This is a genomic window from Halomonas meridiana, from assembly GCF_009846525.1.
Lineage (GTDB): Bacteria > Pseudomonadota > Gammaproteobacteria > Pseudomonadales > Halomonadaceae > Vreelandella.
On the sequence record NZ_CP024621.1, the window covers coordinates 3,113,836 to 3,137,443 of the forward strand.

The 23,608-nt window shown below is 59.6% G+C and carries 19 protein-coding genes; 7 read left to right on the forward strand and 12 right to left on the reverse strand.

The window, feature by feature from the left end; translation table 11 throughout:
* The first annotated feature begins 49 nt into the window (after positions 1–49).
* The 4 genes from CTT34_RS14850 (at position 50) to CTT34_RS14865 (ending at position 6,763) form a co-directional block, all read left to right on the forward strand.
* Positions 50–310 (forward strand): DUF4212 domain-containing protein, encoded by a 261-nt coding sequence (locus CTT34_RS14850; protein ID WP_159343126.1) that lies wholly within the window; start codon positions 50–52, stop codon positions 308–310.
* 6 nt (positions 311–316) lie between these two features.
* Positions 317–2,098, forward strand: a complete 1,782-nt coding sequence (locus CTT34_RS14855; RefSeq protein ID WP_159343127.1) for a sodium:solute symporter family protein — start codon at positions 317–319, stop codon at positions 2,096–2,098.
* A gap of 104 nt (positions 2,099–2,202) precedes the next feature.
* On the forward strand, positions 2,203–2,733 hold the full coding sequence (locus tag CTT34_RS14860) for a hypothetical protein (RefSeq protein WP_159343128.1): 531 nt from the start codon (positions 2,203–2,205) through the stop codon (positions 2,731–2,733).
* 88 nt (positions 2,734–2,821) lie between these two features.
* Positions 2,822–6,763, forward strand: a complete 3,942-nt coding sequence (locus tag CTT34_RS14865) for a hybrid sensor histidine kinase/response regulator (protein WP_159343129.1) — start codon at positions 2,822–2,824, stop codon at positions 6,761–6,763.
* A gap of 72 nt (positions 6,764–6,835) precedes the next feature.
* Here CTT34_RS14865 and CTT34_RS14870 read toward each other — a convergent pair whose 3' ends face one another.
* From CTT34_RS14870 to CTT34_RS14880, 3 genes are all read right to left on the reverse strand, one after another.
* Positions 6,836–7,498 (reverse strand): LuxR C-terminal-related transcriptional regulator, encoded by a 663-nt coding sequence (locus tag CTT34_RS14870; protein ID WP_016916171.1) that lies wholly within the window; start codon positions 7,496–7,498, stop codon positions 6,836–6,838.
* 272 nt (positions 7,499–7,770) lie between these two features.
* On the reverse strand, positions 7,771–9,720 hold the full coding sequence (acs, locus tag CTT34_RS14875; protein ID WP_159343130.1) for an acetate--CoA ligase: 1,950 nt from the start codon (positions 9,718–9,720) through the stop codon (positions 7,771–7,773).
* 170 nt (positions 9,721–9,890) lie between these two features.
* A complete protein-coding gene (locus tag CTT34_RS14880; protein ID WP_254436399.1) occupies positions 9,891–10,397 on the reverse strand; it encodes a SprT family zinc-dependent metalloprotease in 507 nt (168 codons plus the stop codon).
* Positions 10,398–10,526: 129 nt separating this feature from the next.
* On the opposite strand from CTT34_RS14880, the gene CTT34_RS14885 reads away from it, so the two are divergent.
* Positions 10,527–11,207, forward strand: coding sequence for a YecA/YgfB family protein (locus CTT34_RS14885; RefSeq protein ID WP_159343132.1), 681 nt, complete (start codon positions 10,527–10,529; stop codon positions 11,205–11,207).
* 5 nt (positions 11,208–11,212) lie between these two features.
* Here CTT34_RS14885 and CTT34_RS14890 read toward each other — a convergent pair whose 3' ends face one another.
* The 7 genes from CTT34_RS14890 to ampD all read right to left on the reverse strand — a co-directional run bounded on the left by CTT34_RS14890 (position 11,213) and on the right by ampD (position 20,534).
* Complete coding sequence (locus CTT34_RS14890; RefSeq protein ID WP_159343133.1) at positions 11,213–12,334, reverse strand: phospholipase D-like domain-containing protein; 1,122 nt, start codon at positions 12,332–12,334, stop codon at positions 11,213–11,215.
* A gap of 37 nt (positions 12,335–12,371) precedes the next feature.
* Positions 12,372–13,082, reverse strand: a complete 711-nt coding sequence (locus CTT34_RS14895) for a class I SAM-dependent methyltransferase (protein ID WP_159343134.1) — start codon at positions 13,080–13,082, stop codon at positions 12,372–12,374.
* Complete coding sequence (tsaB, locus tag CTT34_RS14900; RefSeq protein WP_159343135.1) at positions 13,079–13,780, reverse strand: tRNA (adenosine(37)-N6)-threonylcarbamoyltransferase complex dimerization subunit type 1 TsaB; 702 nt, start codon at positions 13,778–13,780, stop codon at positions 13,079–13,081. The genes CTT34_RS14895 and tsaB overlap by 4 nt, the downstream gene beginning before the upstream one ends.
* Positions 13,781–13,892: 112 nt before the next feature.
* Positions 13,893–14,546 (reverse strand): adenylate kinase, encoded by a 654-nt coding sequence (adk, locus tag CTT34_RS14905; protein ID WP_159343136.1) that lies wholly within the window; start codon positions 14,544–14,546, stop codon positions 13,893–13,895.
* Positions 14,547–14,807: 261 nt separating this feature from the next.
* Positions 14,808–16,820, reverse strand: coding sequence for a pyruvate dehydrogenase complex dihydrolipoyllysine-residue acetyltransferase (aceF, locus tag CTT34_RS14910; RefSeq protein WP_159343137.1), 2,013 nt, complete (start codon positions 16,818–16,820; stop codon positions 14,808–14,810).
* Between the two features lie 58 nt (positions 16,821–16,878).
* The gene (gene aceE / locus CTT34_RS14915) at positions 16,879–19,551 is read right to left on the reverse strand and encodes a pyruvate dehydrogenase (acetyl-transferring), homodimeric type (protein ID WP_159343138.1); all 2,673 of its coding nucleotides are present in this window, start codon (positions 19,549–19,551) and stop codon (positions 16,879–16,881) included.
* Positions 19,552–19,952: 401 nt separating this feature from the next.
* On the reverse strand, positions 19,953–20,534 hold the full coding sequence (ampD, locus tag CTT34_RS14920; protein WP_159343139.1) for a 1,6-anhydro-N-acetylmuramyl-L-alanine amidase AmpD: 582 nt from the start codon (positions 20,532–20,534) through the stop codon (positions 19,953–19,955).
* An 81-nt stretch (positions 20,535–20,615) separates the two neighbouring features.
* Here ampD and nadC point away from each other — a divergent pair, with 81 nt between their 5' ends.
* Complete coding sequence (nadC, locus tag CTT34_RS14925; protein ID WP_159343140.1) at positions 20,616–21,470, forward strand: carboxylating nicotinate-nucleotide diphosphorylase; 855 nt, start codon at positions 20,616–20,618, stop codon at positions 21,468–21,470.
* A 3-nt stretch (positions 21,471–21,473) separates the two neighbouring features.
* On the opposite strand, the gene CTT34_RS14930 is transcribed toward nadC, so the two are convergent.
* Positions 21,474–22,004 carry a GNAT family N-acetyltransferase gene (locus CTT34_RS14930; protein WP_159343141.1) on the reverse strand — a complete coding sequence of 177 codons (531 nt, stop codon included), beginning with the start codon at positions 22,002–22,004 and terminating at the stop codon, positions 21,474–21,476.
* 139 nt (positions 22,005–22,143) lie between these two features.
* On the opposite strand from CTT34_RS14930, the gene tsaA reads away from it, so the two are divergent.
* Positions 22,144–22,914: a tRNA (N6-threonylcarbamoyladenosine(37)-N6)-methyltransferase TrmO gene (gene tsaA, locus CTT34_RS14935; RefSeq protein ID WP_159343142.1), complete on the forward strand. Its 771-nt coding sequence runs from the start codon at positions 22,144–22,146 to the stop codon at positions 22,912–22,914.
* Here the strand turns inward: tsaA and purC are convergent.
* A complete protein-coding gene (purC, locus tag CTT34_RS14940) occupies positions 22,891–23,607 on the reverse strand; it encodes a phosphoribosylaminoimidazolesuccinocarboxamide synthase (RefSeq protein ID WP_159343143.1) in 717 nt (238 codons plus the stop codon). The genes tsaA and purC overlap by 24 nt on opposite strands.
* Position 23,608 lies beyond the last annotated feature (1 nt).

The following is a 23,608-nucleotide window of genomic DNA, read 5'->3' on the forward strand; positions in this document are numbered from 1 at the left end:
TCTTGAGTTCACTTTCCAACCCTAAAAATCACAACTGGAGAGCAACACAATGGCAGACGATAAATCCAATGCTGCTGAATACTGGAAGGCCAACGTCCGGCTAATCTTCGGATGCCTGGTGGTTTGGGCATTTGTCTCCTACGGATGTGCCATCCTGTTCCGTCCGCTGCTCGCGGGCATTCCCGTTGGCGGTACGGACCTGGGCTTCTGGTTTGCTCAGCAAGGCTCCATTCTTACCTTCATCGTGCTGATCTTCTTCTACGCCTGGAGAATGAACACGCTCGACAAAAAATACGGCCTGGGGGAGTAAGCCAGCATGAGCCAGTTTGCAATCAACTTACTGTTCGTTGGCGCCTCGTTCGCGCTCTATATCGGGATTGCGATATGGGCGCGAGCGGGCTCCACCAAAGACTTCTATGTCGCCGGCGGCGGCGTACACCCCATTACCAACGGTATGGCCACGGCAGCCGACTGGATGTCGGCGGCATCGTTCATCTCCATGGCGGGTCTGCTCGCGTCTGGCGGCTACGCGAACTCTACGTTCCTGATGGGCTGGACCGGTGGCTACGTCATCCTGGCGATGCTACTGGCCCCGTACCTGCGTAAGTTCGGTAAGTTCACCGTGCCTGACTTCATCGGCGATCGCTTCTACAGCAACACCGCGCGTTTAGTGGCGATTGTGTGCTTGATCATTGCGTCGGTGACCTACGTCATCGGCCAAATGACCGGCGCAGGCGTGGCGTTCTCCCGCTTCCTGGAAGTGAGCAACACCTGGGGTATCTGGATTGCCGCAGCGATCGTCTTCATGTACGCCGTGTTCGGCGGTATGAAAGGCATCACCTACACCCAGGTAGCGCAGTACGTGGTACTGATCATTGCCTACACTATTCCGGCGGTGTTCATCGCCATGCAGCTCACCGGCAACCCGCTGCCGATGTTCGGTATGTTCAGCACGCACACCGAATCCGGCGTTCCACTGCTGCAAAAGCTGGATGACGTGGTGTCGGCACTTGGTTTCCGCGACTACACCGCTGACGTGGACAACAAGCTGAATATGGTGCTGTTCACTCTGTCACTGATGGTCGGTACTGCGGGTCTGCCCCACGTGATCATCCGCTTCTTCACCGTACCGAAGGTCGCCGATGCGCGCTGGTCAGCGGGCTGGGCACTGGTGTTCATCGCCCTGCTCTACCTGACGGCTCCCGCAGTGGGCTCCATGGCACGCCTGAACCTGATGACCACCGTCTATCCGGAAATGGCAGGTCAAACCGAGAACTACGAAGAGGCCGCGCGTAACCCGATCCTCTATGCCGATCGTCCTGAGTGGTTCCGCACCTGGGAAGAGACCGGCCTGATCACTCACAACGACTTGAACGAAGATGGCCGGATTCAGTTCTACAACGGCGCTGCTGACTACGCAGACCGCGGCTGGGAAGGCAACGAGCTGGAGGTGAACAACGACATCCTGGTACTGGCGAACCCTGAAATTGCCAACCTGCCCGGCTGGGTAGTGGGTCTGATCGCAGCGGGCGGTATCGCGGCGGCGCTCTCCACCGCAGCGGGTCTGCTCTTGGCAATCTCGTCAGCGATCAGTCACGACTTGATCAAGACCATGATCAACCCGAAAATTTCTGAAAAAGGCGAAATGTTGGCAGCCCGTATCTCCATGGGTGGTGCGATCCTGCTGGCGACCTATTTAGGGCTCAACCCGCCCGGGTTTGCCGCTCAAACGGTCGCGCTTGCCTTCGGTATTGCCGGTGCCTCGCTGTTCCCTGCGCTGATGATGGGTATCTTCTCCAAGCGTATGAACAACAAAGGTGCGGTGGCCGGTATGCTGGCAGGCCTGATCTGTACCCTGCTCTACATCTTCACCTACCTGGGCTGGTTCTTTATTCCGGGCACCAACATGCTGGCCAACACGCCAGACAACTGGATGCTGGGTATTTCACCGCTCTCGTTTGGTGCCGTAGGTGCCGTGATCAACTTTGCCGTGGCCTTCGTTGTCTCCAACGCCACCGACGCGCCGCCGCAAGAAATTCAGGACCTGGTGGAAAGCGTACGCTATCCGAAAGGTGCTGGTGCTGCGGTTGATCACTAAGTCATAATCGTTCCACCCTATTGCGCCGTCGGCCAATAGCGAACGGAACCATCTTCCATCGGGCTTCCTTAGGGGAGCCCGATGGCTTTTCAGAAGGAAAACGTATGATTTGGCACTTAGTGGCCGCCGTGTTTGCAGGCCTTGCCGCGGCCGGGATTGGCCTACTGCTTCGCACCTTGAGCCGTAAACGACTTCCCAAGTGGATCGTGCCGGTGTTTGGCGGCTTGGGGATGCTGGGCTACCAAGTTCAGTTCGAGTACAGCTGGTATGAACACAAGCAGCAACAGCTGCCGGACACGGCCAAAGTGATCTCCAGCGACACCTCTAGCCAGATCTGGCGGCCGTGGACCCTGCTATTTCCCATGACCACGACCTTCAGCGTGGTGGATAGCGAAAACGTCCGTTCGCAAACCGTCGAGGGCGACGTGGTGGCCGAGTTCATTCTGTATCAGTTCGAGCGTCGCCATACGGACCTGATCACTACACAGCCCTACATCCTTAACTGCTCAAGCCGAGAGCTGGTTCCGCTAAACCCCGAGAGCGGCGAAGCGGATCTCGACGCGCTTCGATCTCTGCGGGAAACGTCACCGCTGCTAACTACCGTTTGCCAACTGGCCAACGAACGGCAGACGTAGCGCCCTCCCTTCGCCTAGAATGGGGCCCTTTGCTAGGCGACGTACGGCTTAGACGTATCGTCACAGGTACGATTGGTGAGGAGACACTATGTTTCATGGCGGGCTGCTGGTCGCGGTGTCACTGCTCTATATCGCAGTGCTGTTTGGTATTGCCTGGTTTGGCGACCGCCGTGCTCGTACCCACGGCGCCAGCCGCCGCCGACCCATTATTTATAGCTTGGCACTCGCCATCTACTGCACGTCATGGACGTTTTACGGCGCGGTGGGCCAAGCAGCCACCGCAGGCTGGTCGTTTGCCAGTATCTTCGTGGGGCCTATTCTGACGTTTTTGCTCTTCTGGCCCGTCCTGGCGAAGATGATCCGCGTTGCCAAGCACCAAAACGTCACCTCCATTGCCGACTTCATCGCCTCGCGCTACGGTAAGACCCAGTCTCTCGCCGCCTTTGCCAGCTTGGTCGCCCTGATTGGCACCCTGCCCTATATCGCGCTACAGCTAAAAGCCGTCTCGACGACCTTCAGCGTCTTGACCGACGCCCAAGACATGACACACGCCCCGCTGTTTGGCGATACGGCCTTCTACGTGGCGGTGGTCATGGCGATATTCGCCATTCTGTTTGGCACCCGGCACACCGATGCCACCGAACACCACGAAGGCTTGATTCATGCGGTCGCCTTTGAGTCGCTGGTCAAACTGGTGGCGTTTTTAGTGCTGGGCGCCTTCGTCACCTGGGGCATGTTTGACGGCTTAGGCGAGCTGATGGGTCACGCCGAAAGCCAGCTAGAGCTGCAGCGCCAGCTCGCTAACCAAGACTTCGGTCAAAGCTTCTGGGCGCAAACGCTACTCGCCATGCTCGCCATTCTGTGCCTACCGCGCCAGTTTCACGTGGCCGTGGTGGAGAATATTCATCCGGACGATGCCACCAAAGCGCGCTGGCTGTTCCCACTCTATTTGCTGGCGATTGCCTTTTTCGTGGTTCCTCTAGCGGCCGCTGGCCTGCTGCTGTTCTCTGAAAGCGGCGTAGAGCCGGATACCTATGTGCTTGCCCTCTCCATGGCGTCCGGCGAACAGTGGCTAACGCTGCTTACCTTCATCGGCGGTTTTTCTGCTGCCACCGGCATGGTCATTGTGGCGGCGGTGGCGGTGTCCATCATGATCTCGAACGAGATCGTCATTCCCGCGCTCTTCAGGCTGCGCTGGTTCGATACCAAAGCCCGAGACTATGGCCGTTTGGTGCTGCGCGCCCGCCGCCTCACCATCGTGGCCGTGCTGGCCATGGCGTACGGCTTTTATCAGCTGATTGGCGAGTTCACCTCGCTGGCCTCCATCGGCATGCTTTCGTTTGCAGCAGCGGCCCAGTTTGCTCCGGCGCTGATTGGCGGGCTGTACTGGAAGCGCGGCAACCGCTTGGGCGTGATCGTGGGCATGAACGTGGGCTTTGCCATTTGGGCGTATAGCCTGCTGATGCCCGCCATGATTAACGCTGGCGTGCTGCCTCAAGCGTGGCTTACCGGTGGCCCGCTGGGACTTAATTGGCTGTCACCCACGGCGCTGTTTGGATTGAACCTGGGAGATACGTTTACCCACGGGGTCATGCTGTCGCTGGGTATTAACCTGTTCTGCTATATCTTTGTCTCGCAGGTCACCTCGCAGCGAGTCGTGGAGCGCATTCAGGCCTCGCTGTTTGTGGATAGCGTCGAAACCCGGCAAACCTCCGTAAATCGCCCCTGGACGGGGGCCACGACGGTGGGCGATTTGAAAGTACTGTGTGAGCGATTCCTGGGGGCGGGCCAAGTCGATCGCGCCTTCGATGATTACGCACGCCGAGCGGGCAAGCCGCTGGATGACGGTACCCGTGCCTCCATCGACGTGATCCAATTTACCGAGCGGTTTCTCGCCTCTGTCTTGGGGGCATCGTCGGCGCGGATCGTAGTGAACTCTGCTCTTCAAGGGCGAGGCATCGGCATTTCCGATGTCATTTCGATTGTGGATGAAGCGTCTCAGGTGTTGGAGTTCAACCGCGCCCTGCTGCAGGCCACCATCGAGAACATCAATCAAGGCATTAGCGTGGTCGATCAGAACCTGCGCCTGGTGGTGTGGAATCAGCGCTATTTAGAGCTGTTCCGCTTCCCCGACCACATCATTCGCGTCGGCGCACCGATGGACCGTATCTTCCGCTATAACGCCCACAACGGTGAGTACGGCCCCGGCGACCCGGAAGAGCACGTGCAGCTACTGCTGGATAACATTCGCGATGGCCAACCCCACCGCTACGTACGCTACCGCCAGGACGGCAGCGTGCTGGAAGTACAGGGCAACCCGATGCCCGGCGGCGGCTTTGTCTATACCTACCAAGACATTACCCAACAGAAGCGCATCGAAGAGGCGCTGATCCGCTCGGAAAACAACATCCGTATCTATACCGATAACGTCCCGGCGCTCATTGCCTACTTCGATAAAGAGAGCCGCTACCTGTTTACTAACCGCGCCTACGAGCAGGCGTTCAACATCGATCGCAACGCGGTGATCGGGCGGCGCTACGAAGACGTGCTGCCGGTAAAACAGGCTGAAGAGCGAGTGCCCTGGGTACAGCGCACCCTGGCCGGTGAACGGGTGAGTTTCGAAGTCTCCATGCGGGTCAACGATGCCATGCGCTATATGCTGGTGACCTACACCCCGCACTTTGGCGATAGTCAGTCGATTCTGGGCTTCTTTGCGCTGTATCAAGACATTACCGAGCGCCGCCAGGCGGAAATTGCTCTGAAAGAGACCAATGAAACCCTGGAAGAGCGGGTGCGCGAGCGCACCCAGGCGCTGTCAGAAGCCAACGCGGCCCTGCGCCAGGAGAACCGCGTACGCGCCGAAGCGGAGCAGGCACTGCGCCAAGCGAAACAGCTCGCGGAAGACGCCAACGCCTCGAAAACCCGTTTCCTGGCTGCCGCCAGCCACGACCTACTGCAACCTCTGAATGCCGCGCGCCTGTTTACCTCGGCGCTGATGCAGAACGTCACCGCCAGCGACACTCAGCGCACCATTGGCCATATCGATAACTCGTTGCAAGCCGCCGAGGAGCTGCTGGGCACGCTGCTGGACATCTCCAAGCTGGATGCGGGGGCGCTGACGCCACGGCGTAGCCACTTCGCCCTGGCCGACATTTTCCGCCCGCTACGTGCCGAATTCGACGTGATGGCAGATGATCGTGGGCTCGATTTGGTCGTGGTGCCCACCCAGCAGTGGGTGGACTCCGATCCCCAGATGCTGCGCCGGATCGTGCAGAACTTTCTCTCCAACGCGATTCGCTACACCCAAGAGGGGCGTGTACTGCTCGGCTGTCGCCGTCAGGGGGGAAGGCTGCTGATCGAGGTGTGGGACAGCGGTCCAGGCATTCCTGAATCCAAGCTAACGGAGATCTTCCAGGAGTTCCGTCGACTCGACCAGGTGTCCCGCCATAAAGAGAGCGAAAAAGGCCTGGGGCTGGGCCTCTCCATTGCCGACCGTATGAGTCGCGTGCTGGATCACCCCATCAAAGTGCGCTCCTGGGAAGGGGTGGGCACGGTGTTTTCGGTCAGCGTGCCTATCGTGGCGGCCCGGGAGGCAACCGTCGCCGAACAGGAGCCCAGCGGCCGTCGTAGCGGTAATAAGCTGGCGGGCACACGGATTGTGTGTATCGACAACGAAACGCTGATTCTGGAAGGCATGACCGCGATGCTCAGCGGCTGGGGCTGCGAGGTATTCACCGCCACCAGCATTGGCGGGGCGAAATCGATTCTACGCAATATGGACGGTGATCCTGACGCCATCCTGGCGGATTATCACCTGGATAACGAGGTCACCGGCCTGATGGCGCTAGAAGCACTGAGCGAGCGCTTCACCGGCGCCGTTCCCGGCATTGTGATTACCGCCGACCGTACCGAGGCCGTTGCCGAAGAGGTCAAGCGCGCAGGCTATCAGCTGTTATTGAAGCCGGTGAAGCCCGCCGCCCTCCGTGCGCTACTAACCCGCACGCTGCAGGCCAGCCGCGCCAATCCCTAATCGCCAGCCCGAAAACAGCAGCGCCGCGCTTAGAAACATCTAAGCGCGGCGCTGTTCACCGGTCGTTAGCCGTTACGACTCGACTTTTGGCGGCTCCACTTCCAGCTTCTGCGCGGCAATGACGGCCTGGGTGCGCGAGTGCACGCCCAGCTTACGCAGAATGGCCGTTACGTGGGCTTTGATGGTTGCTTCCGAGACGTTCAGCTCATAGGCGATCTGCTTGTTCAGCAGACCTTCGGTGAGCATGTTCAGTACGCGAAACTGCTGGGGCGTGAGCGAGGCGATCGCCTCGGCAAAGCGCGATTCCTCTTCGCTGGTCTCTTCGAGGACGTTGGCCAGCGCTTCCGGTAACCACACCTCACCCTGCAGAATCTCACCCACCGCCTCGGCGATCAGCTGTAGCGATGACGACTTGGGAATAAAACCCGAGGCACCGTAGTCGATGGCACGGCGCACGACGTAGGGCTCATCGCTGCCGGATACCACGGCAACCGGAATATCCGGCATCTGACCGCGCAACTGGATGAGGCCCGAAAAGCCGTGGGCACCGGGCATGTGGAGATCCAGCAAAATCAAATCTGCATCGGGGTGTCGATTCACGACCTCAGTGGTGGCTTCCATGGTGTCGGCTTCGACAATCTCAGCCTGGGGGGCCAACTGGCGCAACGCCTGGGTGAGCGCTGCACGAAACAGCGGATGGTCGTCAGCGACGATAAACTTATGGGCTACTGCCATGGATATTCCTCCGGTTCCTCGAGCAGCGGGGTTGCCTGCCGCCGCGACGCTAGGCTCATACGGTTGAAGCATGGTACCCCATGGGCTTCATCATGCCCAAGCATCACATGCACAATTTGTCATTGAGACGTCATCCGAACGAAAACAGCAGTGCCGGCCCTATGGCCGGCACTGCATCGGATAAGCGCAGTTTGCCTGATCGTTAGACGCAAATGCTTGACGCCCGTCATTGAACGCCGCCCTCACTGCCGATGGCAGTGAGGGCGAGACGGTTATTGATTGGCCCGATGTTCGATCAGATCATCGACGACCGACGGATCGGCCAGGGTGCTGGTATCGCCGAGACCATCGCACTCGTTGGCGGCGATCTTACGCAAAATACGGCGCATGATTTTACCCGAGCGCGTTTTCGGCAGTCCCGGTGCCCACTGAATCACATCCGGCGAGGCAATCGGCCCGATATCTTTGCGCACCCACTGAGTCAGCTCTTTCTTCAGCTCGTCCGTGGGATCGATACCGTCGTTCAGGGTCACGTAGATGTAGATGCCCTGGCCTTTGATATCGTGGGGGAAGCCCACTACCGCCGCTTCGGCCACGGCAGAGTGCGCCACCAGCGACGACTCGATCTCGGCGGTGCCCATACGGTGGCCGGAAACGTTCAGCACGTCATCCACACGACCGGTGATCCAGTAGTAGCCATCCTCATCACGACGACAGCCGTCACCCGTGAAGTACATGCCGTCATAGGTGGAGAAGTACGTTTGAACAAAGCGCTCGTGGTCGCCCCAGATAGAGCGCGCTTGCCCCGGCCAGGAGTCTAGAATCACCAGATTGCCTTCGGTGGCACCTTCGAGCTTATTGCCCTCGTTATCGACCAGGGCAGGTTTGACGCCAAAGAAAGGCGTCGTTGCCGAACCCGGTTTCAGGTCGGTGGCCCCCGGCAGCGGTGCAATCATGATGCCGCCGGTTTCGGTCTGCCACCAGGTATCCACGATGGGGCACTTCTCGTTGCCGATCACGCGGTAGAACCACTCCCACGCTTCCGGGTTGATCGGCTCACCCACCGACCCCAGCAGGCGCAGCGAATCCCGCTTGCTGGAGTCCATGACGCCATCACCGTGGGCCATCAGTGCGCGTACGGCGGTGGGCGCGGTGTAGAGGATATTGACCTGATGCTTGTCGACGATTTCGCCCATTCGGCCGTGGGTCGGGTAGCTCGGCACGCCTTCGAACATCAGCGTGGTGGCACCGTTCGCTAGCGGGCCGTAGACGATATAGCTATGACCGGTCACCCAGCCCACGTCAGCCGTACACCAGTAGATCTCGCCCTCTTGGTAGTCGAAGACGTACTGATGCGTCATGGCGGCGTAAGTCAGGTAACCGCCGGTGGTGTGCTTCAAGCCTTTTGGTGCGCCGGTGGAACCGGAGGTGTAGAGAATGAACAGCGGATCTTCCGCGTTCATCGCCTCGGCCGGGCACTCGGTTGACTGCTTATCGACCAGCTCGTCAAACCAGATATCGCGGCCTTCCTGCCAGTCGATCTCGCCACCGGTGCGCTTCACTACCAGTACGTTCTTGCACACGTCGGTGCCATCACGCTTGAGCGCGGAGTCGACGTTCTCTTTGAGCGGTACGTGCTTGCCACCACGCACCGACTCATCGGCGGTAATGACCAGCTTGGAATCCGCACCGATGACCCGCTGGGCCACCGCATCCGGCGAGAAGCCACCAAAGACCACCGAATGCACCGCGCCGATACGGGCGCAGGCCAACATGGCCATAGCCGCTTCAGGAATCATCGGCATATAGAGCGTGACGGTATCGCCTTTCTGAATGCCCAGCGACTTCAAGCCGTTGGCCAATTGATTCGTGCGCTCGTAGAGTTCGCGATACGTAATATGCTTGGATTCGTTGGGGTTATCGCCTTCCCAAATGATCGCCGTTTGATCGCCTCGCTTGTCTAGGTGACGGTCCAGACAGTTCGCCGCCACGTTCAGCTCGCCATCTTCGAACCAGCGAATATCGACGTTATCGCGGGCAAACGAGGTGTTTTTAATTTTGCTGGGCGTTTTGATCCAGTCGAGGCGTTTGGCCTGCTCGCCCCAGAAACCTTCCGGGTCGTCCATGGACTGCTGATACATTGCCGCATATTTATCTTTATCGGCCCATGCCTTGGCAGCGATGCTATCGCGCACTGGATAGACGTTTTTATGCTCGCTCATGAAGTTGCCTCTGTCCGTGAAGTTGCACTCTCTGGTAAGTGATGTCGGTTTTATTATTGGCTGCACCGACGCGCGTAATATTTACCTAGCATAAACCTGTCCCGAACGGCTTCCCTTTAGACATTGGTAGTAGCAATTTTTATTTAAAAAACAGCTACTTAAAATAATAATCACAGGCGTTCGAAAGCACGATAGACCAAGGTCTCATCACAATGACGGCAGCGGTAGCGTCGCCCCTTGACGACCAGGGCATGGCGGCGCGGTGTAAAACGGTGGGTCTGACAGCGACACTCATAGCGATAGGGGCGCGGCTGGGAGCGCTGAATATCGAAGCGGTGGGTCACCCGTGGCACGAGCCCGAACAGATCCCGCATGACCGTCTGCCACTCGCGGCCATGGGGCTTCAAGCGCGCGCCGTTGGCGAGATGAAACACCAGCCAGTGGGCCATTTCATGAGGAATCACTTCGTCGAAGAAGGCCTCGCGATTGTCTGCCAGCAGCACCGGGTTGAAACGCAGCCCGCCCCGCCCAAGATGCGCTTGCCCCGCCGATGCGCCCTTGAGGTCAAACCACACCTTGGGAGCAGGCAGCGCTGGATGCACCTCTCGGCAGCGTGCCAAAGCCTGTACGACCCGCTCTTGGGCGGCCCGAAGAAGCGCCTCCTGGGAGCGCGCCATCAAATCATCGTGCGGCCAAGGGGGCAGTGGTGACGTCTTCATTAGTGATAAACTAGCCATTAGTGACGTTGCTCGATTGTGACGGATCGACAGCGGTTTTCAATGATGACGTTGACCACGAGGCTCCCTATGGCAGAGCGCAACACCGTGACCGAAGCTAACTCGCCCGACAGCACTCCGCCTCAGCCGCTGCTTGATGATGAACAGCTGGACAGGCTGGACGATTTTCTCGACTCCGACCGGGTGGGCGAAGATGCCCTCGACCTGATTTCAGCCCACGGCTTTCTCGTCGCCCTGGCGGTTGCCCCTAGCGAACAGCCCACCGAACAGTGGCTGGAGGAGCTGTTCCAAGGCGAACCCAACTACCGCGATGCCGACGAGCGCGACGAGATCGTCCAGCTGCTGACGCTGCTGCGCGACAACGCCATGGCGGTACTGGAGCAAGGTGGCCTACCGGAACTACCCTTCGAGCTAACGCTGGATGGACTGCCCGCCGAGGAGACGCCGATTGGTGACTGGTGTGCAGGCTTTATGGAAGCGGTGTTCAGCGACGAAAGCGCCTGGTTCCAGGATGACGAAGAGGCTGCCGCCACGCTGCTGCTGCCGTTCATGTCGCTATCGGGGCTCTTCGACGACGAACCCGACATGGCCGAGATGGCCAAGGATCAAGCCAGCCAAGAGACCTTCGTTGCTCAACTGCCCGAGCTGGTGCTTGACCTTTACCTGCACTACCGCGTGCCGCCGGAAACCCCCAAGCCCAAACCGCGTAAAAAAACGCCCGCCAAGGCTAAAGGCAAAAAGCGCAAATAACCGCGCTATTTTAGACGCATCACAAGGCCATCCACGACGCCATACACCCACTCCTTGGCCCGCTGCCCCCAGGGGCGCGCGGCCCAGGCGGCGGCATCTACCTCTTGGCTGGCGGCAAAGTTACGCTCGAAAAGCGCCTGCACGTCGCTGGCGAATCCTGGATCGTCTATCTCCTGGTTGGCCTCTAAGTTCCAGTGCAGGTTCCAGTGATCGAAGTTGCAGGAGCCGAGACTAACCCACTCATCGGCCAGAACGAATTTGGCATGTATGAAGGTCGGCTGGAATTCGAAAATGCGTACGCCCGCTTTCAGCAACCCCTGATAAAAGCGCTGGCCCGCATAGCGCACGCCGGGATGGTCGTGCTTGGCACCGGGCAGTAGCAGGCGCACATCCACGCCTTGCCGAGCAGCGCGGATCAACCGGCGGCGCAGCGCAAACGTAGGCACGAAGTAGGGCGTACACAGCCACAGCCGCTGTTGGGCGCTACTCACCCGGGCATACAGCGAGTGGCGAATTGCTTGGTAACGATAGCCTCTTGCCGACATCACTCGCCCCCGCACGCCATCGGCATGGGAGGTCGCGCTGCGCTGTGGCGGGAGCGGAAGGGGCGCTGGGTCACCCGACGCTTGGCGAGTCAGCCGGGAACGCCACAGACGGCGAAACAGCACTTCCCAGTCCGCAACGGCCGGGCCGTCGATACGTAGCGCGATTTCATACCATGCCTGCAGGAACTCATCCACTGCGCCAAAACCGCCGGTAAAGGCAATCTCACCGTCCACCACCACGATCTTACGGTGGTCGCGGCTGAGATTACGGGCCAGGGAGTGAAAGCCAATCGGGTTGAACAGCTGCAACGCCACGCCAGCGGCCTCCAGGCGCTCACGGTCGCGTCGCTCCAATCCCATCGCGCCGTATCCGTCCAGCAGTAGGTAGGTGCTGACGCCTCGTTGCGAGGCCGACGCCAGCGCGTCGATGACTTGGTTGGCAAGCTCCCCCGATTCCATCAAGTAGAGCTCCACCAGCACGTAATGCTGTGCCTGACTGACCGCTTCGAACATCGCCGGTAAAAAGCGCGACGCTTCCGGCAGCAGAATCACACGGTTTCCTTCTCGCCACTCGTGCTGCATAGAGACTCCTTCTCTGGCTACGCTGCTTCATCCACGCTCAGCGGCTGAGTGAACGATGAACGTACAGGTCGTAGCGGCTCGTTTTGCCTTCCAGCGTGTGCTGCGGCGCGGGCCCCGCAATAGGCGGTGCTTTACGGGGGCGTTTCACCACCACCCGGTGAGACGCCACGTCGAGCGCGGCTTCCAACAGCCGTGGGGCATCGTCGTCGTCCCCGGCCAGCTCGCGAAACACGCGCATCTCTTTTTTCACCAGCGCAGACTTCTCCCGATGGGGGAACATAGGGTCCAGATGAATGACCTGAGGGGCGAACTCGGCGTCTGCCACCAGCATCGCCAACTGTTCGGCGGCATCGCCATGACGCAGGCACATTCGCGCGGCAATCGCGGCGGTGTCCTCTGCGGCCGCCGCACGCGCGAGGCCATCGCTGAGCAAGGCGGCGATGGCCGCGACCCGCTCGATCATCAGCACCGGCGCTCCAAGGCTTGCCAAAACGAAGGCGTCGCGCCCCAGCCCCGCCGTAGCATCGACCACGCTCGGCGTCACGCCTTTGGCCAGCCCGCAGGCCTTCGCCACCAGCTGCCCACGGCCGCCGCCGAACTGACGGCGATGCGCGGCCTTTCCCGAGACAAAATCAACGCTGAGCGGCTTGCCGTACTCCCGCTCCTCCCCGATCAGGGCAAGCTGGCCCTCCACATAGCCCAAGGTTAGCCCCGTCGGCAGGAGAACCTCCGGTATTGGCTGGCTCATGCCGGTTTTTTCCACGCCACGTTATTACGCAGATACACCGGCTGTGCCGCGTGGGCCGCTTGGCCCAAGCCTGCGTCCAGGTCGCGCGCGGCCAGCCACGCCATCTCCTCTGCGCGCGGTTCTAAGTCCGTGAGATGTTGCGACATGCTGGCCTGCACGCCGACAGCAAACTCATCCCACAGGCTAAAGCCCGAGCCTACGCCTACCCAATCGGTTTCGTCGGCCGGCAAGCGGAATGCACCGGGCGCGATGACGACCTCGTCACTTTGTAAGCTTAGGGTATCGTTCAAGCAGTGCCAGGTGGCCGCATACACTTCGCCCATGCGCGCATCCAACGCGGTGACCACATGGCGAAAGTGATAACGCCGATGCGCTTGTAGCGCGAGCGCCTCCAAGGTCGAAATGCCGAGCAGCGGGCAGTCCAAGCCAAACGCCAGCCCTTGGGCAGCACCGGCCGCAATGCGCAGGCCGGTAAACGAACCGGGACCACGCCCGAACGCAATGGCGTTCAGCGCTTGAGGGGCAATGCCCGCATCAGCGAGCAGCTCATCCACCATCGGCATCAAGCGCTTGGTGTGCGCGCGTGGCGTCATTTCATAGCGCGCCAAACAGTCACGCTGACCGCCTGCTTGGCGGAGCAAAGCCGCAGAACAGGCGCTGGAGGAGGCATCCAGTGCCAGAAGGTATAACGACGACATAGCGGTGTTGCACTCCGTAAAAATAGGCCTCTAGTATACCGTCACACGCCTGAAACGACGATGGCCCGCAGGAAGCCTGCGGGCCATCGTGGCACGTGACGCTGCGGCGCGCTTAGCTCAGCGCTTCTTTCACCTGGCGCGTGATGTCCGCCACGCTGCCCACGCCTTCGACGCGGTGATACTGCGGCGCGGCGGCCGGGTCCTCTTTCGCCCACTGCTGGTAGTAGTCCACCAGCGGCGCGGTTTGGTCGTGGTAGACCGACAGGCGGTTACGCACCGTGGACTCTTGGTCGTCTTCACGCTGGATCAGCGTTTCGCCGGTGACATCGTCTTTACCCGGCTCTTTGGGCGGATTGTGCTCGATGTGATACACGCGACCAGAGGCCGGGTGTACGCGGCGACCCGCCAAACGGCTGACGATCTCTTCATCCGGCACGGCGATTTCCAGTACGTGATCCAGTTTGACGCCGCCCTCTTTCATGGCGTCGGCCTGGGGGATGGTCCGCGGGAAACCGTCGAACAAGAAACCATTCTCGCAGTCCGGCTGGCTGATGCGCTCTTTGACCAGATCGATGATGATGTCGTCCGACACCAGACCACCGCTGTTCATGATCTCTTTGACCTTCAAGCCCAGCTCAGTGCCGTCCTTGATAGCGGCGCGCAGCATATCCCCGGTGGAAATTTGGGGAATCTTGAACTGCTCACAAATAAATTGAGCTTGAGTCCCCTTCCCCGCGCCGGGGGCACCCAACAGGATTAAACGCATGGCACTGCTCCTTGAATGATCGTCTTGAATGATAGTGATAGTTGAAATCAATGAATCGACAATAACCGTGCCGTTCAGGCGACACAACTCCCCAAAAGCCTGAGAGCACGATTATTTTGTGTTTTTTGAGCAAAAACAGCAAAGTGGCCAACGTTAGTACTTTGGTCACCCTGTTTGCTTCAAACTGCCGTTTAAGTGGGCTTGCTATAAACACAAGCGGCGCCCATCAGGGCGCCGCTTGTGGCTTGCTCGAATGATCGCTTACAGCAGCAAGCGACGGATATCGGTGAGCACGTCCGCCAGGAAGGCGGTGAAGCGCGCTGCATCCGCACCGTTGATCGCGCGGTGATCGTAGGAGAGCGACAGCGGCATCATCAAGCGCGGCTGGAAAGCACTGCCATCCCATACCGGCTTCATCTGCGCTTTCGACACACCCAAGATCGCGACCTCAGGGGCGTTGACGATCGGCGTGAAGGCCGTGCCACCAATCGAGCCCAGGCTCGAAATGGTGAAGCAGCCACCGGTCATCTCTTCCCGCTTGAGCTTCTTGGTTTGCGCTTTCTTGCCTAGCTCCGCCATCTCCTTGGCAATCTCGATCAAGGATTTCTTATCGGCGTCGCGCAGCACGGGCACCATCAGACCGTCCGGCGTATCCACCGCGATACCGATATGGATGTACTTCTTCCATACCAGAGTATCGCCGTCGCCTTTCAAGCTGACGTTGAACTGCGGGAACTTGCGCAGGGCAAAGGCACACGCCTTGACCAGGAACGGCAGCGGCGTGAGCTTGGCCCCTTGGGCTTCGGCTTCGGCCTTCATGGCCTTACGGAAGTTTTCAAGCTCGGTGATGTCGGCTTCGTCGAACTGGGTCACGTGGGGCACGTTGAGCCAGCTACGATGCAGGTTCGTCGCGCCCATCTTGAGCAGGCGACCCATCGGCTTCTCTTCCACTTCACCGAACTGGCTGAAGTCGACTTCCGGCACGGCGGGGATGCCTGCACCACCGCTGGCCGCAGGAGCGGCAGCCTGGGCTTTACCCTGGTTGGCAATCGCCTGTTTGACGTAGGCCTGCACGTCCTCTTTCAGCACGCGATCTTTCGGGCCGCTGGGCTTCACGAGGCCCAGATCGACGCCTAGCTCACGGGCCAGCATACGCACGGCGGGGCCCGCGTGTACCAGCTTGCCGTCGCGAGGCTTGTGAGACGCCATTTGCGCTTCGGGACTGGGGGAACCCGCCGGGGACGCCTGCTTGGCGCTGGGCGCGCTCTGCGGCTTGCTATCCGCTTTTTCAGGGGCCGCTTTTTTGGGTGCGGCTTTCTTGGCACCCGCGACTTCCATATAGCCGATCACGTCGCCTTCAGAAACGGTGTCACCCTCTTTGACGGTGAGCTCCAGAATCTTGCCCTTGAAGGGGCTCGGCACGTCCATGGAGGCTTTATCGGACTCCAGGGTGATCAGCGGATCTTCGACGTCGACCTCGTCACCGGCGGCAACGCCAATTTCGATAATCGGTACGTCAGAGGAGCCTGACAGATCCGGCACGCGAATCTCTTTACGCTCTGGCTCGCCGCTGCCGCCTTCGTCGTCAGCCGTATCGTCTTTAGCTTCAGCAGAGTCGTTAGTGGAGGCAGACTCGTCGGCTTGGGCAGGCGCGTCCGCATCACTGTCATCATCGCCTTCACCCGCGATTTCCATCTGGCCAATCACGTCGCCTTCGGACACGGTGTCGCCCTCTTTCACCGTCAGCGCGACGATCTTACCGCTGTGCGGGCTGGGCACGTCCATAGAGGCTTTGTCAGACTCCAGGGTGATCAGCGTGTCTTCGGCGTTGACTTCATCGCCTGCGCCGACGGCGACGTCGATGATCTCGACGTTGTCAGAGCCACCGAGATCGGGGACTTTGATGTCCACGGTTTGCTTGCCGCCGCTGGCTTTCTTTGGCGCAGGGGCCGCTTCTTGCTGCTTGGCGGGCGCTTCGTCTGGCTCAGACGCTTGGGAGTCGGCTTCCGGCTCGGCATCATCACTCTCACCGCCACCTTCCACTTCCAGCTCGACGATATCATCGCCTTCCGAGACTTTATCGCCCTCTTTGACCAACACTTTGATCACCTTGCCGCCTTTCGGGGCCGGTACATCCATGCTGGCTTTGTCGGATTCCAGAGTGATCAGGGTGTCTTCCGCTTCAATGACGTCGCCTTCTGACACCGCAATCTCGATGATTTCGACATCGGTATCCCCACCGATGTCGGGAACTTTGATGATTTCGCTACTCAAGGTCGCGCTCCTTCCAAATCGGATCGAGCCGGCGGGCATCTGCCCGCCGGGCAGCGGTTTAGCTGGTCAGCGGGTTCGGCTTGTTGGCATCGATGCCATACTTTTTCAGCGCGTCGCCGACATGCTTGCGATCAATCTCACCACGGTCGGCCAGGGCACGCAGCGCGGCGACGGTGACGAAGTAGCGGTCTACTTCGAAGAAGTAGCGCAGCTTCTCGCGGGTATCGGAACGGCCAAAGCCGTCGGTACCCAGCACGGTGTAGTCGTTCGGTACCCAGGCACGCACCTGGTCCGCGTACAGCTTCATGTAGTCGGTCGACGCAATGACCGGACCGTCACGGCCTTCCAGGCACTTGGTCACGTGGGGCTTGTTGGCCTCGGCATCCGGGTTCAGGAACGCTTCACGCTCCAGCAGCAGCGCTTCACGACGCAGCTCGTTGAAGCTGGTCACGCTCCAGATGTCCGCACCGATGCCCCAGTCGTTGGCCAGCAGCTCGGCAGCGGCTTCCACTTCGCGAAGAATGGTGCCCGAGCCCATCAGCTGAACACGACCTTTGTCACCCTTCGTCTCTTTGAGCAGGTACATGCCCTTGACGATATCGTCGGCCGGTACGTTCTCAAGCTCGGGATGCTCGTAGTTCTCGTTCATCACGGTCAGATAGTAGAAGCAGTTCTCTTGATCCGTGAACATGCGCTTCAGACCGTCTTGCACGATGACCGCCACTTCGTGTGCATAGGTGGGGTCGTAGCTGCGGCAGTTGGGGATGGTGGACGCCTGAATCAGGCTGTGACCATCCTGGTGCTGCAGACCTTCACCGTTGAGCGTGGTACGCCCGGCGGTGCCGCCGACCATGAAGCCACGTGCCTGCAGGTCGCCTGCGGCCCATGCCAAGTCGCCGATACGCTGGAAGCCGAACATCGAGTAGTAGATGTAGAACGGCAGCAGCGTGACGTTGTTATTGCTGTAGGAGGTCGCGGCGGCAATCCACGCCGACATCGCACCTGCTTCAGAAATACCCTCTTCGAGAACCTGACCTTTCTGGTCCTCGCGGTAGTACATGATCTGGCCTTTATCGACCGGCTCGTACTTCTGACCTTCAGAGGTGTAGATACCGAGCTGACGGAACATACCTTCCATACCGAACGTACGTGCTTCGTCCGGAATGATCGGCACGACCTGCTTGCCCAGTTTCTTGTCTTTCACTAGGCCGTTCAAGATACGCACGAACGCCATGGTGGTAGAGACTTCACGCCCTTTGGAGCCGCCCATTTGCGAAGCAAAGGTCTTGTCTTCCAGGGTCGGTATTTCCAGCGGCTCAAACGAGCTGCGACGGCTCGGCAGGTAACCGTTGAGACGCTCGCGCTGCAGGTGCATGTACTTGAGCTCGGGAGAGTCCTCTTCCGGCTTGTAATACGGCACGTCCTTGAGCTGCTCGTCGGTGAGCGGAATACCGAAGCGGTCGCGGAATTTCTTCAGCGCTTCGTACTCCATGCTCTTGACCTGGTGCGCTTCGTTGGCCGCTTCGCCATCGCCGCTGCCCATGCCATACCCTTTGATGGTGTGCGCCAGGATGACGGTGGGCTTGCCATTGGAGGTATTGACCGCTTCGTGGTACGCCGCGTAGACCTTGAACGGGTCGTGACCGCCACGGTTGAGCTTCCAGATATCTTCGTCGGAGAGGTCTTTGACCATTTCTTCGGTTTCAGGATACTTACCGAAGAAGTGCTCACGGGTGTAAGCACCGCCGTTCGCCTTGTAGTTCTGGTACTCGCCGTCGACCGCCTCGTCCATGCGTTTTTGAAGGATGCCTTTCTTATCCTTCTCGAACAGCGGATCCCAGTGACGACCCCAAACGACCTTGATCACGTTCCAACCGGCACCGCGGAAGACGCCTTCGAACTCGTCCATGACGCGGGAGTTACCGCGTACCGGACCGTCCAAGCGCTGCAGGTTACAGTTGATGACGAAGATCAGGTTATCGAGGTTCTCACGGCCCGCCAGCGAGATCGCGCCCAGGGATTCCGGCTCGTCACACTCGCCGTCGCCCATGAAGCACCAGATCTTGCGGTCGTGCATATCTTTCAGCTCACGGTGATGCAGGTACTTCATCACGTGGGCTTGATAGATGGCCTGAATCGGGCCAAGACCCATGGACACCGTGGGGAACTGCCAGTAGTCCGGCATCAGCCACGGGTGCGGATAAGAAGAGAGGCCATCGCCGTCGACTTCGCGACGGAACTTGTCCATTTGCTCTTCGCTCAGACGGCCTTCCAGGAACGAACGCGCGTAGATACCCGGCGCCACGTGCCCCTGAATGTAGATCAAGTCGCCTTCGAAATCGCCTTTGGGAGCGCGGAAGAAGTGGTTGAAACCCACATCGTACAGCGTCGCGGACGACATGAAGCTTGCAATGTGACCACCCAGGCCCGGGTTGGCCCGGTTGTTACGAATGACCTGCGCAATGGCGTTGTAACGGATCAGGGAGCGGATACGACGCTCCATGAACAGATCGCCAGGCATGGGCGCTTCGCGGTGAACCGGGATCGTATTACGGTGGGGGGTTGTCACCGAGAAGGGCACCTTCATCCCGTCCCGGCGCAGGCGATCCGCCAGGCGGGTCATCAGGTAGCGGGCACGATCCTCGCCCTCACGATCCAGTACCGATTCCAGGGATTCCAGCCACTCCGTGGTTTCGACCGGATCGAGATCTTCTCTTGTCTCCAGACTCATAGAGGTCTCTCCGAATGACGATAAATGACAATGAGCCCCGCCAACCCTTCGGGCCTGGGGCGGCTGCGGTGTTTAGCCACCACAGGCCATACAATGGCACGACGCGTTTGCACCGTACGGGGGTTTTCGTTCTACATTCAACAAGCTACGCTCGTCTTGATGTAGTAAAGCTACACATAGAGAGTGAAAGTTAGCCTTTTGTATATGCGAAGATACCGCAAAGTCGCCACGCTGCCAATTCCAGTGAGCCGTAAAAGGCTATCCAAAACAAACTATTGCACTGCAACATAAGCACCTTTTAAGACCTTCGTCGCTGCGACGAACACCTTCAAAATGTAGTGAAACTACCGTTTTATTACCTGCCTCAAGAACTACTTAACGCTACTTTTTAACCCACGCTTTTATTGTTTAAAGGCCACCTGTGACAATCGCTGGCGGAAATACGCCCAATCGAAGGCGGGCCCTGGATCGGTTTTGCGCAGCGGCGCTACTTTGGCATGGCTGGTGATTCGCTGAGGCGTCAAAGCCGGGTAGCGAGCCATAAGCCACCCCACCGCGTCGACGAGGGCGGTGTACTGCGCTTGGGTAAAGGGAGTGTCATCATCGCCCTCGAGCTCGATGCCTACGGAAAAATCGTTGAGCCTGGATCGCCATGCGCCCAGCGCAGGGTCCCACCAGCAGGAGCGACCGGCATGCCAGGCACGCTGGTCGGTATCGACGAACTGAACGCACTCGCCGTCGCGACGGATCAACAGGTGGGCCGATACCCGCAGGTGGGCGATCTCGGCAAAGAAAGGGTGTCCGTCCGGGGGCAGTCGATTGGTGAATAGCGCCTCGATGGCATCGCCCGAGAACTGCCCTGGCGGCAGGCTAATGGCGTGCAAGAGCAGCAGTGAGACCTCCTGCTGGGGGCGTGCATCCTGGTTCGGTGATGGCACCTGCCGCGCCCTGGACCACGCTCCCGCCCTGTTTTCTTGGTTCATGCGCGCACGCACTCCTCTACGTTAGCCGTCTGTTTCACTATAATGCCCGTCATCGAAGACGACGCCCAGAGACCTCCCCCTATGGATTACCAAACTGCTCTTGCTGAAGAGATTCGCGCTTGTGCCGCCCGTCTGCTGGCGGAAGACGTGGGTGCAGGCGATATCACGGCTCAGCTGATTCCTGAGAGCCAATGGGCAACCGCCAAGGTGATTACCCGTGAAGCCGCAGTACTCTGCGGTGTTGCCTGGGTCGATGAGATCTTTCGCCGCCTGGATGGCCGCGTGACGCTGCGCTGGCAAGCTGCAGATGGCGACCTTTTGGCACCCGACCAGTGCTTTCTCGAGCTCGAAGGTCCGGCCCGCAGCCTGCTCACCGGCGAACGGGCCGCCCTCAACATGCTGCAAACACTGTCGGCTACGGCCACTGCCACGCGTCGCTACGTGGACTTGATCGAAGGCACCGGCGTGCGCTTGCTGGATACTCGTAAAACGCTTCCCGGGATGCGACTGGCCCAAAAATACGCGGTCACCTGTGGGGGCGGACATAATCACCGCATCGGCCTGTGGGATGCGTTCTTGATCAAAGAGAACCACATCGCCGCCTGCGGCGGCATTCAAGCCGCCGTGGCTCAAGCCCGCAAACTGGCCAGCGAGCTGCCGGTGGAAGTGGAAGTCGAAACCTTCGAGGAGCTGGATCAAGCCCTAGCCGCCGGTGCCGACATCGTCATGCTGGATAACTTCGCCATTGAAGACCTCCACGTAGCGGTGGAAATCAACGGCGGCCGCGCCACGCTGGAAGCCTCCGGCAACGTGGACGACTCTACGCTAAGAGCGATTGCCGACACGGGGGTCGACTGCATCTCCAGCGGCGCGCTGACGAAGGACGTCAAATCCATCGACCTGTCGATGCGGATCACCCAAACCTTCAACGTGTAGGCGTTAGGTTTCTACGGCGCTGAGCTGCTTCACCAGCCGATAGCGGCGCAGCATTTCACCGCTGCGTTCCACCCACTGCTCGCCGAGGTTATCGAAGCCTCGGCGCAGCAGGCGCTCATAGAGCACCAAGCTCGCCTCGATCTCTACGCTCGAAACGCCGTGCTCGAGTAGAATGCGTTCGGCGTGGATCAGTAGCGTGGTGCCAATACCACGCCCCGCCAGCGACGGCCAGACGTAGAGCGTTTCAATGCGGCCTGCGCTGATATTCAGCTCTAGAAACCCGACACAGCGGCCATCGCAAGCCGCCACCAGTGTGGTGTAGAGCGCCTGGCGCGCTGCCCAAGCGCTCGCCTCACGAGGCAGCGCATTCGCCCAGGCACGGCGTTCATCCAACCTATAGTGTGTGGCCGCGCCCTGCATGACCGCATGGTAAAAGACTTCCGCCTGATCGGCGGCATCTTTGGCCAGCGCCGCGCGATAGGTCACACGGGCAGTCGGCGCAGCAGAGGGTGCGCGTTCGTTCGTTTTCAACATGCTTCGCCTCAATGCGATTTAGCGGCTGGCAACGACAGCGGACTGTCTGTCACCCGCGGGCTATTTTATACTCGTCGCCACGTTCCGAAAGCCCCACTTCATCGACCCCGTCGGTGTCGGTCAACCACAAGGCAGTGCCATGCATGATCGATCAGACAGCGCGTCATTTGCGCTGACGCCCATTGGCCATATCGTCAGCGACTACCCGGACAAGTTCGGCGTTCCCCGCCAGCCGGGACTTGCGCCAGCGGCCAGCGCAAGCTTGGTACTTACCGCACCGTTCGATGATCCTCTCACCGTACGGGGCTTGGAAGAGTTTAGCCACCTATGGGTGACGTTTATCTTTCATCACAGCCCGACCCGCTGGACGCCCTTGGTACGCCCACCGAGGCTGGGCGGTAACCGCAAAGTCGGCGTCTTTGCCAGCCGCAGCACCCACCGCCCCAATCGGCTTGGGCTGTCGTTGATCGAGCTGTCTCACATCGACACCCGGCAAGGGGTGAGTCTGCATCTCGTCGGGTGTGACTTGATCAGCGGGACGCCAGTGGTCGATATCAAGCCTTACCTGCCCTGGGCCGAAGCCAAGCCCGATGCTCGGGCAGGCTTTGCACCCAGCGCGCCCTCACGGCTACCCGTACATTTTAGCCAGGCCGCCCAAGCAAGCCTTGCCGCCCGTGCCGATGGAGCGTCGCTCCATGCGCTGATCGAACAGGTATTGAGCCAAGACCCACGCCCTGCCTACCAGAAAGCCACGCAGAGTGACCGCCTTTATGGGGTGCGGCTGCGCGACGTAGACGTCAAGTTCCAGGCGATCGATGCCGCCTCTGAAAACGACGCCACCACCTTGACGGTGGTGGCAATCGATACACTGACTGACGAAACGCTCTTAGGCGGGAAAGGTAATCCCTAAGCGACGGCCGACTTCTTCATAAGCCTCAATGACGCCACCCAAGCCCTGGCGGAAGCGGTCTTTGTCCAGCTTCTCGCGGGTGTTGGCATCCCACAAGCGGCAGCCATCGGGTGAAAACTCATCCCCCAGGACGACCTCGCCGTTGAACACACCGAACTCTAGCTTGTAATCCACCAGCAGCATGTCACCCTCGGCAAACAGCTGCTTGAGGATGTGGTTCACCTTGAACGTCAGGGTCTTCATTTTGGCCAGTTGCTCGGGGGTTGCCCAGCCAAAGGTTTCTGCCAGCGACTCGTTGATCATCGGGTCGCCCTTCTCGTCGTTCTTCAAGAACAGCTCGAAGGTCGGCGGGTTTAGGGCAATGCCCTCTTCCACCCCCAAGCGCTTCACCAAACCGCCCGCCGCAATGTTGCGCACCACGCACTCGACCGGAATCATCTGCATTTTCTTGACCAGACTTTCATTGTTGGAAAGCTGCTTTTCGAAATGCGTGGGGATACCGCCCTCTTCCAAGCGCTCCATGATGAAGGCGTTGAAGATGTTGTTCACCATTCCCTTACGGGCAAGCGCCTCTTTTTTCTTGCCATCGAAAGCGCTGGTGTCATCACGAAAGTGCAGTACCAGAAGGTCAGGATCGTCAGTGGTATAGACGGATTTTGCCTTGCCGGCATAGAGTTCTTGGCGCTTTTCCATG

Bases quoted from the DNA above. Each gene is read 5' to 3' on its own strand.
- CTT34_RS14850 (WP_159343126.1), top strand. From the start codon at position 50: ATGGCAGACGATAAATCCAATGCTGCTGAATACTGGAAGGCCAACGTC.
- CTT34_RS14855 (WP_159343127.1), top strand. From the start codon at position 317: ATGAGCCAGTTTGCAATCAACTTACTGTTCGTTGGCGCCTCGTTCGCG.
- CTT34_RS14860 (WP_159343128.1), top strand. From the start codon at position 2,203: ATGATTTGGCACTTAGTGGCCGCCGTGTTTGCAGGCCTTGCCGCGGCC.
- CTT34_RS14865 (WP_159343129.1), top strand. From the start codon at position 2,822: ATGTTTCATGGCGGGCTGCTGGTCGCGGTGTCACTGCTCTATATCGCA.
- CTT34_RS14870 (WP_016916171.1), bottom strand. From the start codon at position 7,498: ATGGCAGTAGCCCATAAGTTTATCGTCGCTGACGACCATCCGCTGTTT.
- acs (WP_159343130.1), bottom strand. From the start codon at position 9,720: ATGAGCGAGCATAAAAACGTCTATCCAGTGCGCGATAGCATCGCTGCC.
- CTT34_RS14880 (WP_254436399.1), bottom strand. From the start codon at position 10,397: ATGGCGCGCTCCCAGGAGGCGCTTCTTCGGGCCGCCCAAGAGCGGGTC.
- CTT34_RS14885 (WP_159343132.1), top strand. From the start codon at position 10,527: ATGGCAGAGCGCAACACCGTGACCGAAGCTAACTCGCCCGACAGCACT.
- CTT34_RS14890 (WP_159343133.1), bottom strand. From the start codon at position 12,334: ATGCAGCACGAGTGGCGAGAAGGAAACCGTGTGATTCTGCTGCCGGAA.
- CTT34_RS14895 (WP_159343134.1), bottom strand. From the start codon at position 13,082: ATGAGCCAGCCAATACCGGAGGTTCTCCTGCCGACGGGGCTAACCTTG.
- tsaB (WP_159343135.1), bottom strand. From the start codon at position 13,780: ATGTCGTCGTTATACCTTCTGGCACTGGATGCCTCCTCCAGCGCCTGT.
- adk (WP_159343136.1), bottom strand. From the start codon at position 14,546: ATGCGTTTAATCCTGTTGGGTGCCCCCGGCGCGGGGAAGGGGACTCAA.
- aceE (WP_159343138.1), bottom strand. From the start codon at position 19,551: ATGAGTCTGGAGACAAGAGAAGATCTCGATCCGGTCGAAACCACGGAG.
- ampD (WP_159343139.1), bottom strand. From the start codon at position 20,534: ATGAACCAAGAAAACAGGGCGGGAGCGTGGTCCAGGGCGCGGCAGGTG.
- nadC (WP_159343140.1), top strand. From the start codon at position 20,616: ATGGATTACCAAACTGCTCTTGCTGAAGAGATTCGCGCTTGTGCCGCC.
- CTT34_RS14930 (WP_159343141.1), bottom strand. From the start codon at position 22,004: ATGTTGAAAACGAACGAACGCGCACCCTCTGCTGCGCCGACTGCCCGT.
- tsaA (WP_159343142.1), top strand. From the start codon at position 22,144: ATGCATGATCGATCAGACAGCGCGTCATTTGCGCTGACGCCCATTGGC.
- purC (WP_159343143.1), bottom strand. From the start codon at position 23,607: ATGGAAAAGCGCCAAGAACTCTATGCCGGCAAGGCAAAATCCGTCTAT.